This is a genomic window from Pelagirhabdus alkalitolerans, from assembly GCF_900096905.1.
GTDB classification, from domain to species: domain Bacteria; phylum Bacillota; class Bacilli; order Bacillales; family Amphibacillaceae; genus Pelagirhabdus; species Pelagirhabdus alkalitolerans.
This window is the reverse complement of sequence record NZ_FMYI01000004.1, coordinates 149,791-163,580: the sequence shown is the minus strand read 5'-3', so window position 1 is coordinate 163,580 and position 13,790 is coordinate 149,791. Positions and strand designations below refer to the sequence as shown.

Genomic DNA, 13,790 nt, shown 5'->3' with positions numbered 1-13,790 from the left:
GCTGCTATAAAACGTGTTTTCTTTTGTGATTTTTTATTAAATGAAGTTGCTGTAGAATATTAGTAAGTAGTGTAAAATACTTTATGTGAATAAAGTTATCAACAACATTCACAAAAAAAGAGATTTTCCCACGAATAAACTTATAAAGGGAGAAAAGTTAATACATTAATCTTTTTTATTACAGCCATTCTCATATTTGATATTTAGAAATATTTATTATGAAAGGAAGATTAACATGTATTTTATGAGTACATGGAACAATTTTTTTAAAAAAGAAGCTAGAAAAGAATTAATTGGATTGGTTATTGGGTTAATTTCAGTATTAACCTTTGCAAATGTTATGATGCCCGAGTGGCAATGGTTGTTTTTTATTGCAATAATGATATTATCCAGTTCTGTTTATCGATTTATAATGGTTAATGAAAATTTCTATAAAAAACAGAATCTAACTGATGAAAAACTAAGGAGATTCATAGTTGAAAAAAATGCATTTGTTATTTTCTTTTTATTAGTTATTTTAGTTCCTGTCATAGTGTTGAGCTCAATTTTTAACCAAGAGGTAATTAGCAATAATTTCATATTTAAAATTTTAACATATACCTTTATTGCCTTAGGGACAGAAAACATTATATATATTTTTCATAATAAACCTGTGGAAGGTTATGCGGGTGGTTTTAAGAGAAATGAAATGGAAGATATTATGGTAGGTATAAAAAATGTGATTGATCAGATCCCATCGTTAGTATGTATTTTATTATTTTCTCTATTATTTTTTGTGATGGAACTAAATATTAGTATATATTTTTCTATATTATATTATCTTTTTGGAATAGTTACTTTTATTTGTTTTAAAAAAGAAATTAAATAAACTCAATCGATAATCAGACTATTCGTTTATACAACAAACATCAACGAACAGAGTATTAAAGAAAAAAGCGTATCAAAACAATGAACCTCTTTCGACTAGAAATAACAGGTGAAAACTGTGTTTGCCATCAGTCTGTTGATTTACAACCAACGTTAGTCTAAGCAAAAGCTTATATGATTTGATCGTGCATATTTAGCATGCTAATAGCTGTTCAACTAAAGATATGGTGAAGGTAAATAACTCTAAAGACTTAAAGATCATTGATGGTGATTCGCTCTTTATTTAGAAAATTGAATCACCATCATTTTTGTTTCAGCAGGCATAATTTCCACATATATGTAGTGATTGAATTGAGACAAATTCCTATAAAAGTTCTCTTTAAGCAATAATACTAGTCTACTTCCTAGCTTCATTTTCACTTCAATTGCTCATCATATTCACCAAGCTGGACAAAGTCATAGCCTTGGTCTTTTAACATTTGAACGCCTTCTATTACACCATCACTAATATCTGAGTCTGGTTCATTCATATGAAATAAGAAAATGGAGCCTTCTTGAGCGGATTCAAACGCACTAACAATTTGATTTTTATCAAAAGTGCCACCTGCATCTCCTAAAACGTTGTAGTTTACAGCTGTTAATCCTAATGATTTAACTATTTCAACTGCAACATCATCATAATAAGCCGTTCCTGATCTGAAATAGTCAGGTGTTTCTCCTGTCAGTTCGGTAATAAGTTGTTGATTCTTATAAATTTCACTAAATACTTCTTCTGGGGACTCTGTTCCTGTTATGCCATATGCAGATTCTCCTGTTACGGAAAGGGGCTTATGGTCGTGTCCATGGTTCGCGATTTCAAACAGAGGGTTTTCAGCCAAATCAGTAAAAATCTCTTCATGTTCTTCAATCCATTGAGCGTTAATGAATAAAGTAGCAGGAATTTCTTCTTCAATTAGAAATTCAATTAGTTCTTCATCATACGTATCTGGTGTGCCATCACACGCGTCAAACGTTAATGAGACCACTTTATCATCTGTGTCTATTTCTGTTACGACGCCGTCAATATTCTCACCCCATTCTGTTGGGGTAGCATCCTCAAATTCTTCAATAATTATTTCTTTTAATTGATCATAATCAGGTTCTGATTCTTCAATTGGATCAGCCTCATCCTGCTCGTCATCATTATCTTGTATTTCATCGGAATTTTCATCGTTATCAGTTATCTCTTCAGGTTCATCTGTTGTCTGATCATCATTGTTGTCTGCACATCCTGCAAAAACAAATAGCATAATCGCTAATAAAATAAGTTTCACTGTATGTCCTCCTAGACTTCCTAGTCATTGTGTCTGCTCTTACCTAACTATTGTATCTGTCATGTATCAATCAAACAACAATAAAAAAACATCTTTAAAACCTTATCACATGATTTCATTGAAGGGGCATTCCTGAAATGTTAAAATATAGAAGTAGTATTTATTTTTTGTAGGATATGCAAGAGGGCAAATTTTTATAAGTTCAAAAAATGATTTGAAGTTTAAGGAAGAAAATTTATTATTTTGGAGGAGTTTTAATGAAGAAAAAAAGAATAATCGGTTTTGTAGTCATCGTACTGATGCTTATACTCGCAGCCTGTGGAGAACAGTCTGAATCCGGGGAATCTGCTGAAGATATTTTGAAAGAGTCACAGGAGGTTATGCAAGAGCTAGAGTCGTACGCTGTTGAAATGGACATGAATCAGCACATTGATATGGGGGAAGAAAGTGCTGAAGGCATGGTGGTTCATGCTGAGAGTTTCATGGAGATTACTCTCGATCCCATGAGTTTTAAACAGGAATCGATCATGGACCTTAGTGAAGTAGAGGGTCTAGCCGGAACTGAAACTGATGAAACTAAGATGCGTTATCTTTCTTATTTTCATGAAGAGGAAGGTATGTTTATGGAGGATCCAGAGATCGGAAACTGGATGAAGTTTCCGGAATCATATTCGAATGAAATGTTCACGATGTCAGGCATGCAGATGAATCCAGAGGAGCAGCTTCAGTTTCTAGAACAGTACGTGACTGATCTTTCACTTGAAGAAGATGATGAGTATTATCACATTACACTGATGACCGAAGAGATTCATATGGATGAGCTGATGGAAGATCTTCAAGGACTGAATACAGATGTTCCGCGCTTGGAAGAAGGTATAGAGAGTAGTTTTGGAATGATGGAACTTAAGGAACTTGATTATTCGATCACGATATCCAAGGATAGTTATTATCAGACTGAAGGGAGGATGAATATGGTCATGGCGGTAGATGCGATGGGACAAGCCATTACATCAGAAGAGGAAACACACATAGTTATGTCGCAGTTCAATGAGATTGATGCTGTTTCAATCCCTCAAGACGTGCTGGATAACGCTGAAGAGATGGATGATTTCAATGAGGTTCCAGGCATTTGATTTTGTGTTCGAAATTGATAATCTAATTAACATTAAACAAGCCTATTTTACAGTGTCTAAACTGTGAAATAGGCTTGTTTTAACTTTATGGGGGCTCTATCATTCAAAGTGATAGAGCTTTAAGGATTTATTTCTCAATCTCCTTGATCGCCATGTCAATCTCAGGATCTTTTGGCTGCCCCGAGAAAATATAAAACAGTAATAAATGATCAATATTATATCGTTTGTGTTCAGTGAGTGTAGCAGTTGCTACTTTATTTTCAAATTCGTCAATACCAAGTTCTACATCAAATTTTGATGGAAAGGCATATATGCTTAGTTGTTGATCATTGACGTTAAGTAGAGTTGGGTTTTGCCCTTTTAAAGATTTATTAAAGGCATAGTCTTCATGAATCTCATCAGAACTGACTTCAGTGACTTCAATCCCCTCTGCTTCTATGTGATCGATAACATGATCTACTGTTAATTGGGTTTCTTGTCTATGGCAACTTGCTATAACAAAAAGAGATATAATGAGTACGATTGTTTGCTTGACTTTTAAAACCTCCCTTAAGCATTAAAATGTTGTGAGGTTGTTATAGAGCAAAGGTAGTCAATATCATGTTAATCGTCAATCATTTCGACGATAAAAGTTAAAATTCGTCAATTATCTACTCCAAAAAGAATGGCGATGATGAGTTTCACTCACCCTCGCCATTACGTTTAATCAATCACTTTTTTCACCGGAATCCATATTTCAGTTTTGTACTCGGTTTGATCGGTTTCTTGTTGATCTGACCATAATATTTCGGGGCCTTCGACAGCTTCATAACCTGATGTAGGGAACCATTCAGAATAGATGCGTCCCCATGTGTTTTGTAGGGTTTCAGGTTGAGGGCCTGTTGATTCAAACACAGCCCATGTTCCTGCATTGACATTTAGTTCATCAAATGAATGATGGGTATCAAGTGTTGTCGCAACACCAATGTAATGATCGAGTTCGCCTTGTTCTTCCATTCGACCTTCAGAAAAATGGGTGGATGCATTAATGATGCCTTTAGGATCCACATTTGATAACTCAATTAACTCATCAGCCACCTCAGGTGTTATGCGTTGTGCTAACTTTTCAATCTCTTCGTTTACGCCTTCAAACTGGATCGCAACTCTTTTCTTTAATCCAACGATATTAAATGAATCTTTTTCTACTAAACGGTACTTCATCGATATACCTCCTTCAATTTTTAAGTGAAGTGTTAGTCGAGAATAGGTGACAACGGATGCTTCCCCACGTTGGACGTGAGACGGTAAAACTTGATGCATCGCATAAAATGCACGGGTGAATGCATCTGCTGAACGATACCCATATTTAACAGCAACATCAATAATTTTCAAATCTGTTTCTTTCAAGTCATAGACAGCTAACGATAATCGGCGCCTCCGTATATACTCTGAAAGTGGAATCCCCGTTAAAGAGGAAAACATCCGTTTAAAATGATACTCTGAACAATGGGCGAGCTGTGCTAACTCTTTTGTCTCAATTTCTTCTGTTAAATGATCTTCTAAATAATCAATTGCTTGGTTCATTCCTGTTAAAATATCCATCGACTAACCTCCTGATATGAATAAGTTTAAATGATACATGGACTAAACATCCGACTTTTTGTGTTTAATTTAATCGATTCTATTTTGAATGATTGAAAATGAGCTTATGCTTTATGTAAACAAAAGTGTTCGATATAATAAAGGTTCAAATAAGAGGTGAGAGGATGAAAATCATGACGGAAAAAGAAAAGATGATAAACGGTGAGATGTATGCACCGGGTGATCCTGAATTAGTGAAAGATCGCCAGTTCATAAGAGAACAAGTTTATCAATACAACCATACAAAACCAGACGAGAAAGAAAAACGACTTGAGTTATTGAAGAACATGTTAGGGACAACAGGTGACCATTTGTCAATGGAACCTAATGTTCGGTTCGATTATGGCTATAACATACATGTTGGTGAAAATTTCATGGCTAATTTTGATTGTACCATATTAGATGTCGCGCCCGTGAAGATTGGTGATAACTGTATGCTGGCGCCTGGGGTTCAAATTTATACAGCGACCCATCCACTGGATCCGACTGAACGTAATTCTGGATATGAGTTTGCTAAACCGATTGAGATCGGTGATAATGTTTGGATCGGGGGAAGTGCTGTTATTAATCCTGGTGTGACAATTGGAAATGATGTAGTAATTGCTTCTAGTGCTGTTGTTACAAAAGACGTTCCGGATGCTGTTGTTGTCGGTGGTAATCCAGCAAAGATCATTAAAAAAATTGAAGTTTAGTTTAAACGTAAAAAACCGTCTGTTTATGTAAACAGACGGTTTTTTGATTCTTATAAGTGAGGGCTAATGATGATTATGTCTTACGAATTCGAAGAATCTGAAGAATCTTGATCAAGTGTTTGGATGTATTCATCCACATTTGATTTAATGTTTGCTACTTTAGGTCCGTAAATAACTTGAACGTTATTACCGCGGACTGTTACACCAGCAGCGCCCGTTGATTTCAATAATCCTTCATTAACAACTTCGCCATCTTTGACATTGACACGTAAACGCGTTGCACAGTTACTAACGTCGTTTAAGTTATCAACACCGCCAAGGCCATCAACGATATCTTTAGACATTTCATCTACGCCAGATTTTTCTTGAGCTTTTTTAGCTTTATAGTCTTTCTTCGTATAAAGCTTAGATTCTTGTGTATCATCTTCACGACCTGGTGTTTTCAGGTCAAATTTAGCGATGAAGAAGCGGAACACGAAGTAATAAACAAACGCGTAAATGACACCAACAATAATGACTGGAATCCAGTTTGTCATACCTTGACCTGGTAGAACACCGTATAGAACAAAGTCAATAAGACCACCAGAGAAGGTTAAACCAACACCGACCTCAAGCATGTGCATAAGCACGAATGAGAAGGCACCTAATACAACGTGTACACCAAAGTATAAGAATGGAGACGCGAATAGGAATGAGAACTCAATGGGTTCTGTGATACCAGTAAAGATTGATGTTAATGATGCAGAGATCATTAAACCTTTAACGTCTTTTTTACGCTCTTCTTTAGCTGCTTGATACATTGCAAATGCAGCTGCAGGGAAACCGAAGATCATGAACGGGAACATACCCGAGAAGAATCGAGCGGCTTCAGGATCAATAGGTTCACCAGCAGATAATTGGGCGAATAAAATATTCTGCGCACCCTCTACTGTTTGTCCACCAACTTCTGCTACACCACCAAGAGCGGTTTGCCAGAATGGTAAGTAGAAGACGTGGTGAAGTCCCAATGGAATTAACGCACGGTAAACGAAACCGTAAATAAATGTACCAACATAACCTAAGTCAGCAACTGCTTCACCTAACCAAGCGATTGCTGAACCGGCAAATGGCCATAAGAATGACATTAAGATACCAACAAGAACACCAACGAATGCTGAAATAATTGGTACGAAACGAGTACCTGAGAAGAATGATAGCCAATCAGGTAATTCAATTCTATAAAAGCGATTGTGTAAGTATGCAACAATAAGACCGATAATAATACCACCAAACACACCCATGTTTAGTGTTTCTTCAAAACCTAGTACGGAGCCAACAAGTCCTGCGGTTTCTTGAAGTTCTTCAATATCACCGAAGTTTTCAATAGCACTTGTCATACCAGCGTACATAAGTAAATAACCAACAGCAGCTGAAAGAGCCGCAACCTCTTTAGATGCTCGTGCCATACCTAAACCAACTGCAATAGCAAATAGTAAAGGTAAATTACCAAATACGACATCCCCGGCATCAGCAAAAACGGATAGTATACCATTTAAAAGCGTGCCATCACCAAGAACGTTTTCTAAACCATAAAGATCAACAAATGCGTCACCTGTAAGAGACGCACCAAAGCCCAACATAATACCGGCTGCCGGTAGTAAGGCAATTGGTAACATAAATGTTCGACCAAGGTTTTGGAGTGTCTCCATTACCTTATCTTTCATTTATAAAACCCCCCAAAAAAATTATAGTAAATAAAAGCACAAACGTTAGACGTCTTACGAGTAGGGTGCAAAATGAATAGCCCTCGATTCACTAGTACACCCCTATTAAAACGTTTGCTCAATATATTCTACCACTTTTATAAAAATTTTAAACCATTTTGCAAAAAATTGCGAAAGGACACCTAAATATATGTGAACAAACACGTCACAAGAGTGAACATTCAAAACAATTAAGTTATTAAAGAGGTTATTTAACGAACGTTGGAATGAAATATTTCAATAATATTCGTTTTTAGGTGTTGACGTTTCTATTTTTCCCTAGTATGATAAATCATGTATTAAAACTAAACTAAATATTCGTCGTATAATCTTGAGAATATGGCTCTAGAGTTTCTACCGACCACCGTAAATGGTCTGTCTACGCAGAAGATAAAGTAAGGGATACGTGTACCTCGCTTTGGTATATGGATCTTTTCTTCTGGTTAGCTAAAGAGCTCTTGATTATATGAAATCAAGAGCTCTTTTGTCGCATGAGGGGGATGCGACATTCTGGCTAAGGTTTAACGACGAGTTAAATGAAGGGAAGAGAGAAAATGAAGGAATTTTTTGAATTAGATCGATTGGGGACAAACGTCCGAACAGAGTTTATGGCAGGCCTAACGACGTTTTTATCGATGGCTTATATTTTATTTGTTAACCCGCAGACATTGGCTGCAGATGGTGCCACAGGAATGGATCCAGGTGCAATTTTCACAGCGACTGCACTTTCAGCTGCCATTGGTACATTAGTGATGGGGCTATACGCGAAGTATCCGATTGCGCTTGCTCCGGGTATGGGGTTAAATGCATTTTTCGCTTACACAGTTGTCTTAGGGTATGGTATTCCGTGGGAAACGGCTTTAAGCAGTGTTTTAGTTTCAGGTATTATATTTCTTATTTTAACATTAACAGGCGTACGTGAAAAAATCATTAATACGATTCCCTCAACATTAAAGTTAGCAGTTGGTGCGGGTATTGGCTTATTCATTGCTTTTTTAGGGTTCCAAAATTCAGGTATTATTGTCGGTTATGATGCAACATTAGTAGCGCTAGGTGATTTCACACATGGCCCAACAGCGCTTGCGACATTTGGTCTTTTCGTCACAGTTATTTTAATTACACTAAATGTTAGTGGTGGTGTCTTTTATGGTATGGTCATCACAGCTATTGCAGGGATTGTGGTTGGTCAAATTGACTTACCGAATGCGATTGTTGGTGAAGTGCCAAGTCTTGCACCGACATTCGGTCAAGCATTCATGAATTTAGATGAACTATTTACGATTCAAATGGTTGGTGTTGTGTTGACATTCCTATTTGTTGATTTCTTTGACACAGCAGGTACGCTTGTAGCGGTAGCAGAAAAAGCAGGTCTAATGAAAGAGGGTAAACTACCACGTGCAGGTCGTGCACTACTTGCTGACTCAACAGCAACAGTTGCCGGTGCAGCGTTAGGTACATCAACAACGACTTCGTATGTAGAGTCAGCAACAGGTGTTGGGGCTGGTGGTCGTTCAGGGCTTACATCTGTATTTACTGCAGGATTTTTCATATTGGCACTATTATTCTCACCACTTTTAGATGTTGTTACGTCTGCTGTTACAGCGCCAGCACTTATTATTGTCGGGATTATGATGGCAACGACATTAAAAGAGATTGAGTGGGATAAGTTCGAAATTGCTGTACCAGCCTTTTTAACCATTATCATTATGCCTCTTGCTTATAGTATTGCAACAGGTATTGCGGTAGGTTTTACCTTCTATCCGATTACGATGACGGCAAAAGGGAAAGGAAAAGAGATTCATCCATTAATGTGGGTGTTATCAATCATATTTGTTCTTTATCTCGTTTTCCTAGCAGAGTAAATGATTATAAAATGCGTGTCTATGATCGCTGTAGACACGTATTTTTTTACCACTTTTTCTCCTCTATTTGTACTTTCAATCCATCTTGTAACGTATCGACTGAAATAACGTGTGACTCAACTTTAATGGGAAGCTCAAAAGTTAATTCAAATGCTTCTTTAACCGAGGGTTGATCGTCTAAGTTTGAGGATGTTTTAATTTCACCTATTACAAAGAGTTGTTGATCTTTTGCATAAACTTTGATTGTTTCTTCATTAATAATGTTTGGAATAAATAAATAACACGTCATGTGTTTAGCCTTATCGTGAAGTTGAGTTGATAACAAGTGATATTTTTTCTTCTCTTTTCGAATATTAGACACCTCCTCATACATAACCTATTGTTAATCTATTCAAAAGTTGATAGTATGGTTCATTAGAAAAAGATGAATGGGTATTATACAATAACCGTAGGAGGTTTTGTAATGTTAGATAGTGCCATTATGATGGTTAGTATTATTTTAGTGATCAATATTATTTATGTCTCATTTTCTACAATTCGTGTCATTTTAACATTGAAAGGTCAAAAGTATATTGCGGCAGTAATTGGAACACTTGAAATTATGATTTACGTGTTAGGTTTAGGGCTTGTATTAGATAACTTAGATCAAATTGAGAACTTACTTGCTTACGGTATTGGTTATGGCTTAGGTGTTATTATAGGATCCAAAATTGAGGAACGGTTGGCACTGGGTTATATTACAGTCAATGTGATCTCTTCCGATCCGGAAATTAATTTTACACAGCAATTGCGTGAAAAAGGTTATGGCGTCACAAGTTGGTATGCATATGGTATGGAGGGTGATCGTTTATCCATGCAGATCCTAACGCCAAGAAAATATGAGCTCCATTTATATGAAACGATTAAACAGATTGATGAAAAAGCATTCATTATTTCATATGAACCGAAACAAATTAATGGCGGTTTCTGGGTGAAACAAGTGAGGAAGGGAAAGATTAAACAAAGTGTCGAATCAGAAGAACAAGCAGAACAACAAGAACAACAAACAGAACAAGAAGAACAAGCAGCGGTTCCAAGTGGAGACAAACGAAACGATTGAAGCTTGTCTAGAACGGATCGAAAAACTAGGTTATCAACCGGTTAGACGTACTGAGAAGCCTATATTTAAAGAGACAGGCTCTAACGATCAAAAGGCATATGAGCCCGTCGATCGCGTTATATATTTTGATGCAATCAAACGAAAAGACGAACGTTAAGTATAATGTTGCGAATAACGTTCGAATTTAGTTGACTAAGCTAAAGGCTTCTGTTATGCTTAACACGCAATCTACCAATTAAATAATATAATTAACCTCATATAATTTGAGAATAAGGCTCAAAAGTTTCTACCCGTCGCCGTAAATGATGGACTATGAGGGAAGATGAACCATTCAACCGATCAAAATAATTCCTTTTTAATGAGATATTAAATGGGTAAGTTTGACCGGGATATGAATATGCGTGTTTGGGCACGGTATTATTCAAAAAGTATATTCGTTTATGTAAAACGCCTATTCATCTTCTCTCATATAACATGGGAGAAATGGATAGGCATTTTTATTTTTAAAGAATTGAATAGAAGCGGGGGGATTTAAAAATGGCAGTAGTTGGTGTAATCATGGGTAGTCTTTCAGATTGGGAGACAATGAAAGAATGCACAAATCGTTTAGATGACTTAGGTGTTGCTTATGAGAAAGAAGTGATTTCTGCTCACCGCACACCTGAAGACATGTTTGAATATGCAGAATCGGCAAGGTCAAGAGGGCTAAAAGTGATTATCGCTGGAGCTGGTGGTGCAGCACATTTACCTGGAATGGTCGCAAGTAAAACAACCCTTCCTGTGATCGGTGTTCCAATTCAATCCAAAGCACTTGATGGACTTGATTCATTGCTCTCGATTGTTCAGATGCCAGCAGGTGTTCCAGTTGCCACAGTAGCAATTGGTAAAGCAGGGGCACAAAATGCTGGATTATTAGCAACCCAAATTCTAGCAACCGAAGATGAAACATTAGCTGAGCGTCTCACGCAACATCAAATAAATATGAAAGAAAAAGTATCAGAAATGAGGGATCAACTTGACAACCAGTAATTGGTGGGGACAAACAATCGGAATTATCGGTGGTGGTCAGCTTGGTCGAATGATGGCAACAACAGCACGTCATATGGGGTATCGCTTGATTGTGCTTGACCCAACACCTAATGCTCCGGCTGCTCAACTTGCAGATGATCAAATTGTGGCAGCTTATGATGATTTAAAAGCGGTCAAACAATTAGCCGAGCGTTGCGATGTTGTGACGTATGAATTTGAAAATGTTGATTTAGAAGCGGCAACCTATCTTGAAAAAATGGGACTACTGCCACAAGGTGCTAGGTCATTGGAAGTGACACAAGACCGTGAAAAAGAAAAACAGGCGATGGTTGATTCGAATCAACCAGTAGCACCATTTCAAATTGTTCAAACGAAAGAACAACTGGATAGAGCGGTTCAATCGATCGGTTATCCTGGCGTTTTGAAAACATGTCGTGGTGGATACGATGGCAAAGGCCAAGTGATGCTTCATTCAGAAGCCGATTTAAATGAAGCAAGTGCACTGCTCGATTCGAATCAGCGCTTGATCTATGAAGCATTTGTCCAGTTTGATCTTGAAATATCCGTTGTATTTACGCGAAACCGAACGGGTGAAATAGCGTATTTCCCAATTGGTGAAAATGTTCATCGAGACCATGTATTACATACGACAACTGTACCTGCAAACATCTCAAGTACTGTCGAAACAAAAGCAAAAGAAGCAGCGAAAGAGATTGCTGATGAGATTGACGTTGTCGGTACATTTACACTTGAGTTGTTTGTAAAAGGTGAAGATATTTTTGTTAATGAATTAGCACCACGACCACATAATTCAGGACACTATACGATCGAAGCATGCAGCGTGTCTCAATTTGAACAACATATTCGAGCGATTTGCGGGCTTCCGTTATTACCGATTTGGTTCCATGGTGGTGCGGTAATGGTTAATTTATTAGGGGACAACTTAAATAAATATATAAATGATGTCAGTCAACTAGAAAAAGCGCACTTGCATCTATACGGTAAGGATGAGATAAAACCTAAACGAAAACTAGGTCACTTAACATTTGTTCATCAAAATCGAGATGCGCTAGTTAAAGAATTAGAAGAGTATAAACTTATTTAGGGGGACAATCGAATGATTGAACGTTATACAAGAGAAGAAATGGGTGCTATTTGGACAGAAGAGAATAAATTTAAAGCATGGTTAGAAGTAGAGCTACTTGCGTGTGAGGCGTGGAGTGAACTAGGTGTCATTCCAGCTGAAGACGTGAAGGCACTGAGAGAGAATGCTTCTTTTAAGACGGAAAGAATTTTAGAGATTGAACAAGAAACGCGTCATGATGTTGTCGCTTTTACACGTGCTGTATCAGAAACACTCGGTGAAGAAAAGAAATGGGTTCATTACGGTTTAACATCAACGGATGTCGTGGATACGGCTCTTTCTTATTTAATTAAACAAGCGAATGACATTATCCGCCGAGATATTGAATCATTTATCGCGATTTTAAAACAAAAGGCAATCGATCATAAAGATACCGTGATGATGGGACGTACGCACGGTGTTCATGCAGAGCCGACAACGTTCGGTTTAAAGATGGCGCTATGGTATGAAGAAATGAAACGAAACTTAGAGCGATTTAATGCAGCAGCTGCTTCCATTGAAACGGGTAAATTATCAGGCGCGGTCGGAACGTATGCCAATATTGATCCACAAGTTGAAGCTTATGTGTGTAAAGCACTTGGCCTAAAAGCTGCAGAAGTGTCAACACAAACGCTTCAACGTGATCGTCATGCACAGTACTTATCAGCCTTAACACTTGTTGCAACATCAATTGAGAAATTCGCGACAGAAATAAGAGGGCTACAAAAAACTGAAACACGAGAAGTAGAAGAGTTCTTCGCTAAAGGACAAAAGGGTTCTTCAGCAATGCCTCATAAGCGTAACCCGATCGGCTCTGAGAATATGACTGGAATGGCACGTCTCATGCGTGGTTATATGATGACGGCTTATGAGAATGTTGCACTGTGGCATGAACGTGATATTTCCCATTCATCAAGTGAGCGTGTCATCTTGCCAGATGCGACGATTACACTCAATTATATGCTGAACCGATTTGGTCGTATTGTTGAGAACTTGACGGTATTCCCAGAGAATATGAAGCGTAATATTGACCGCACACACGGTGTGATTTTCTCACAACGCGTGCTTCTGTCACTCATTGATAAAGGGATGAGTCGTGAGAAAGCTTATGATTTAGTCCAACCAAATGCGATGAAAGCTTGGGAGACAGGCACACACTTTAAAGGATTGGTTGAAGCTGAAGCAGCGATTACAAACCTTTTAACACAAAGTGAGATCGATGCATGTTTTGATCACACGTATCATTTGAAAAATGTCGATCAAATCTTTAAGCGAATTGGCTTAGCTTAACTATTACTACAAAAGAGGTG

General features: G+C 37.5%; 13 protein-coding genes and 2 riboswitches. Of the genes, 9 read left to right on the top strand and 4 right to left on the bottom strand.

What is annotated here, in order from left to right; genetic code table 11:
- Nucleotides 1–235: 235 nt before the first annotated feature.
- The gene (locus BLR62_RS06950; protein ID WP_090795152.1) at nucleotides 236–868 is read left to right on the top strand and encodes a hypothetical protein; all 633 of its coding nucleotides are present in this window, start codon (nucleotides 236–238) and stop codon (nucleotides 866–868) included.
- Between the two features lie 415 nt (nucleotides 869–1,283).
- Here the strand turns inward: BLR62_RS06950 and BLR62_RS06945 are convergent, their stop codons facing one another.
- Nucleotides 1,284–2,180, bottom strand: a complete 897-nt coding sequence (locus BLR62_RS06945) for a polysaccharide deacetylase family protein (protein WP_218119764.1) — start codon at nucleotides 2,178–2,180, stop codon at nucleotides 1,284–1,286.
- Nucleotides 2,181–2,437: 257 nt separating this feature from the next.
- On the opposite strand from BLR62_RS06945, the gene BLR62_RS06940 reads away from it, so the two are divergent.
- Nucleotides 2,438–3,313 (top strand): DUF6612 family protein, encoded by an 876-nt coding sequence (locus BLR62_RS06940; protein ID WP_090795149.1) that lies wholly within the window; start codon nucleotides 2,438–2,440, stop codon nucleotides 3,311–3,313.
- 702 nt (nucleotides 3,314–4,015) lie between these two features.
- Here the strand turns inward: BLR62_RS06940 and BLR62_RS06935 are convergent.
- A complete protein-coding gene (locus BLR62_RS06935; RefSeq protein WP_090795147.1) occupies nucleotides 4,016–4,894 on the bottom strand; it encodes an AraC family transcriptional regulator in 879 nt (292 codons plus the stop codon).
- 170 nt (nucleotides 4,895–5,064) lie between these two features.
- Between BLR62_RS06935 and BLR62_RS06930 the strand changes: the two genes are divergently transcribed.
- A complete protein-coding gene (locus BLR62_RS06930; RefSeq protein WP_090795297.1) occupies nucleotides 5,065–5,625 on the top strand; it encodes a maltose acetyltransferase domain-containing protein in 561 nt (186 codons plus the stop codon).
- An 80-nt stretch (nucleotides 5,626–5,705) separates the two neighbouring features.
- On the opposite strand, the gene BLR62_RS06925 is transcribed toward BLR62_RS06930, so the two are convergent.
- Nucleotides 5,706–7,328, bottom strand: a complete 1,623-nt coding sequence (locus BLR62_RS06925; RefSeq protein WP_090795144.1) for a PTS transporter subunit EIIC — start codon at nucleotides 7,326–7,328, stop codon at nucleotides 5,706–5,708.
- Nucleotides 7,329–7,668: 340 nt separating this feature from the next.
- Nucleotides 7,669–7,769: riboswitch (purine riboswitch) on the top strand.
- A 152-nt stretch (nucleotides 7,770–7,921) separates the two neighbouring features.
- Here BLR62_RS06925 and BLR62_RS06920 point away from each other — a divergent pair.
- A complete protein-coding gene (locus tag BLR62_RS06920) occupies nucleotides 7,922–9,229 on the top strand; it encodes an NCS2 family permease (RefSeq protein WP_090795142.1) in 1,308 nt (435 codons plus the stop codon).
- 46 nt (nucleotides 9,230–9,275) lie between these two features.
- Here the strand turns inward: BLR62_RS06920 and BLR62_RS06915 are convergent, their stop codons facing one another.
- A complete protein-coding gene (locus BLR62_RS06915; protein WP_090795140.1) occupies nucleotides 9,276–9,590 on the bottom strand; it encodes an Hsp20 family protein in 315 nt (104 codons plus the stop codon).
- Nucleotides 9,591–9,692: 102 nt separating this feature from the next.
- Here BLR62_RS06915 and BLR62_RS06910 point away from each other — a divergent pair, with 102 nt between their 5' ends.
- The 5 genes from BLR62_RS06910 to purB all read left to right on the top strand — a co-directional run bounded on the left by BLR62_RS06910 (nucleotide 9,693) and on the right by purB (nucleotide 13,770).
- Entirely contained in the window at nucleotides 9,693–10,328 is a 636-nt protein-coding gene (locus BLR62_RS06910) for a DUF2179 domain-containing protein (RefSeq protein ID WP_090795137.1), read from the top strand.
- Nucleotides 10,306–10,485 (top strand): NETI motif-containing protein, encoded by a 180-nt coding sequence (locus BLR62_RS06905; protein ID WP_245719423.1) that lies wholly within the window; start codon nucleotides 10,306–10,308, stop codon nucleotides 10,483–10,485. Before BLR62_RS06910 ends, BLR62_RS06905 begins: the two co-directional genes overlap by 23 nt.
- A gap of 77 nt (nucleotides 10,486–10,562) precedes the next feature.
- A riboswitch (purine riboswitch) is annotated at nucleotides 10,563–10,661 on the top strand.
- A 204-nt stretch (nucleotides 10,662–10,865) separates the two neighbouring features.
- Entirely contained in the window at nucleotides 10,866–11,357 is a 492-nt protein-coding gene (gene purE, locus BLR62_RS06900) for a 5-(carboxyamino)imidazole ribonucleotide mutase (protein WP_090795133.1), read from the top strand.
- Nucleotides 11,338–12,462: a 5-(carboxyamino)imidazole ribonucleotide synthase gene (gene purK / locus BLR62_RS06895; RefSeq protein ID WP_090795132.1), complete on the top strand. Its 1,125-nt coding sequence runs from the start codon at nucleotides 11,338–11,340 to the stop codon at nucleotides 12,460–12,462. Before purE ends, purK begins: the two co-directional genes overlap by 20 nt.
- 12 nt (nucleotides 12,463–12,474) lie before the next feature.
- Complete coding sequence (gene purB, locus BLR62_RS06890; protein ID WP_090795130.1) at nucleotides 12,475–13,770, top strand: adenylosuccinate lyase; 1,296 nt, start codon at nucleotides 12,475–12,477, stop codon at nucleotides 13,768–13,770.
- Nucleotides 13,771–13,790: the final 20 nt, after the last annotated feature.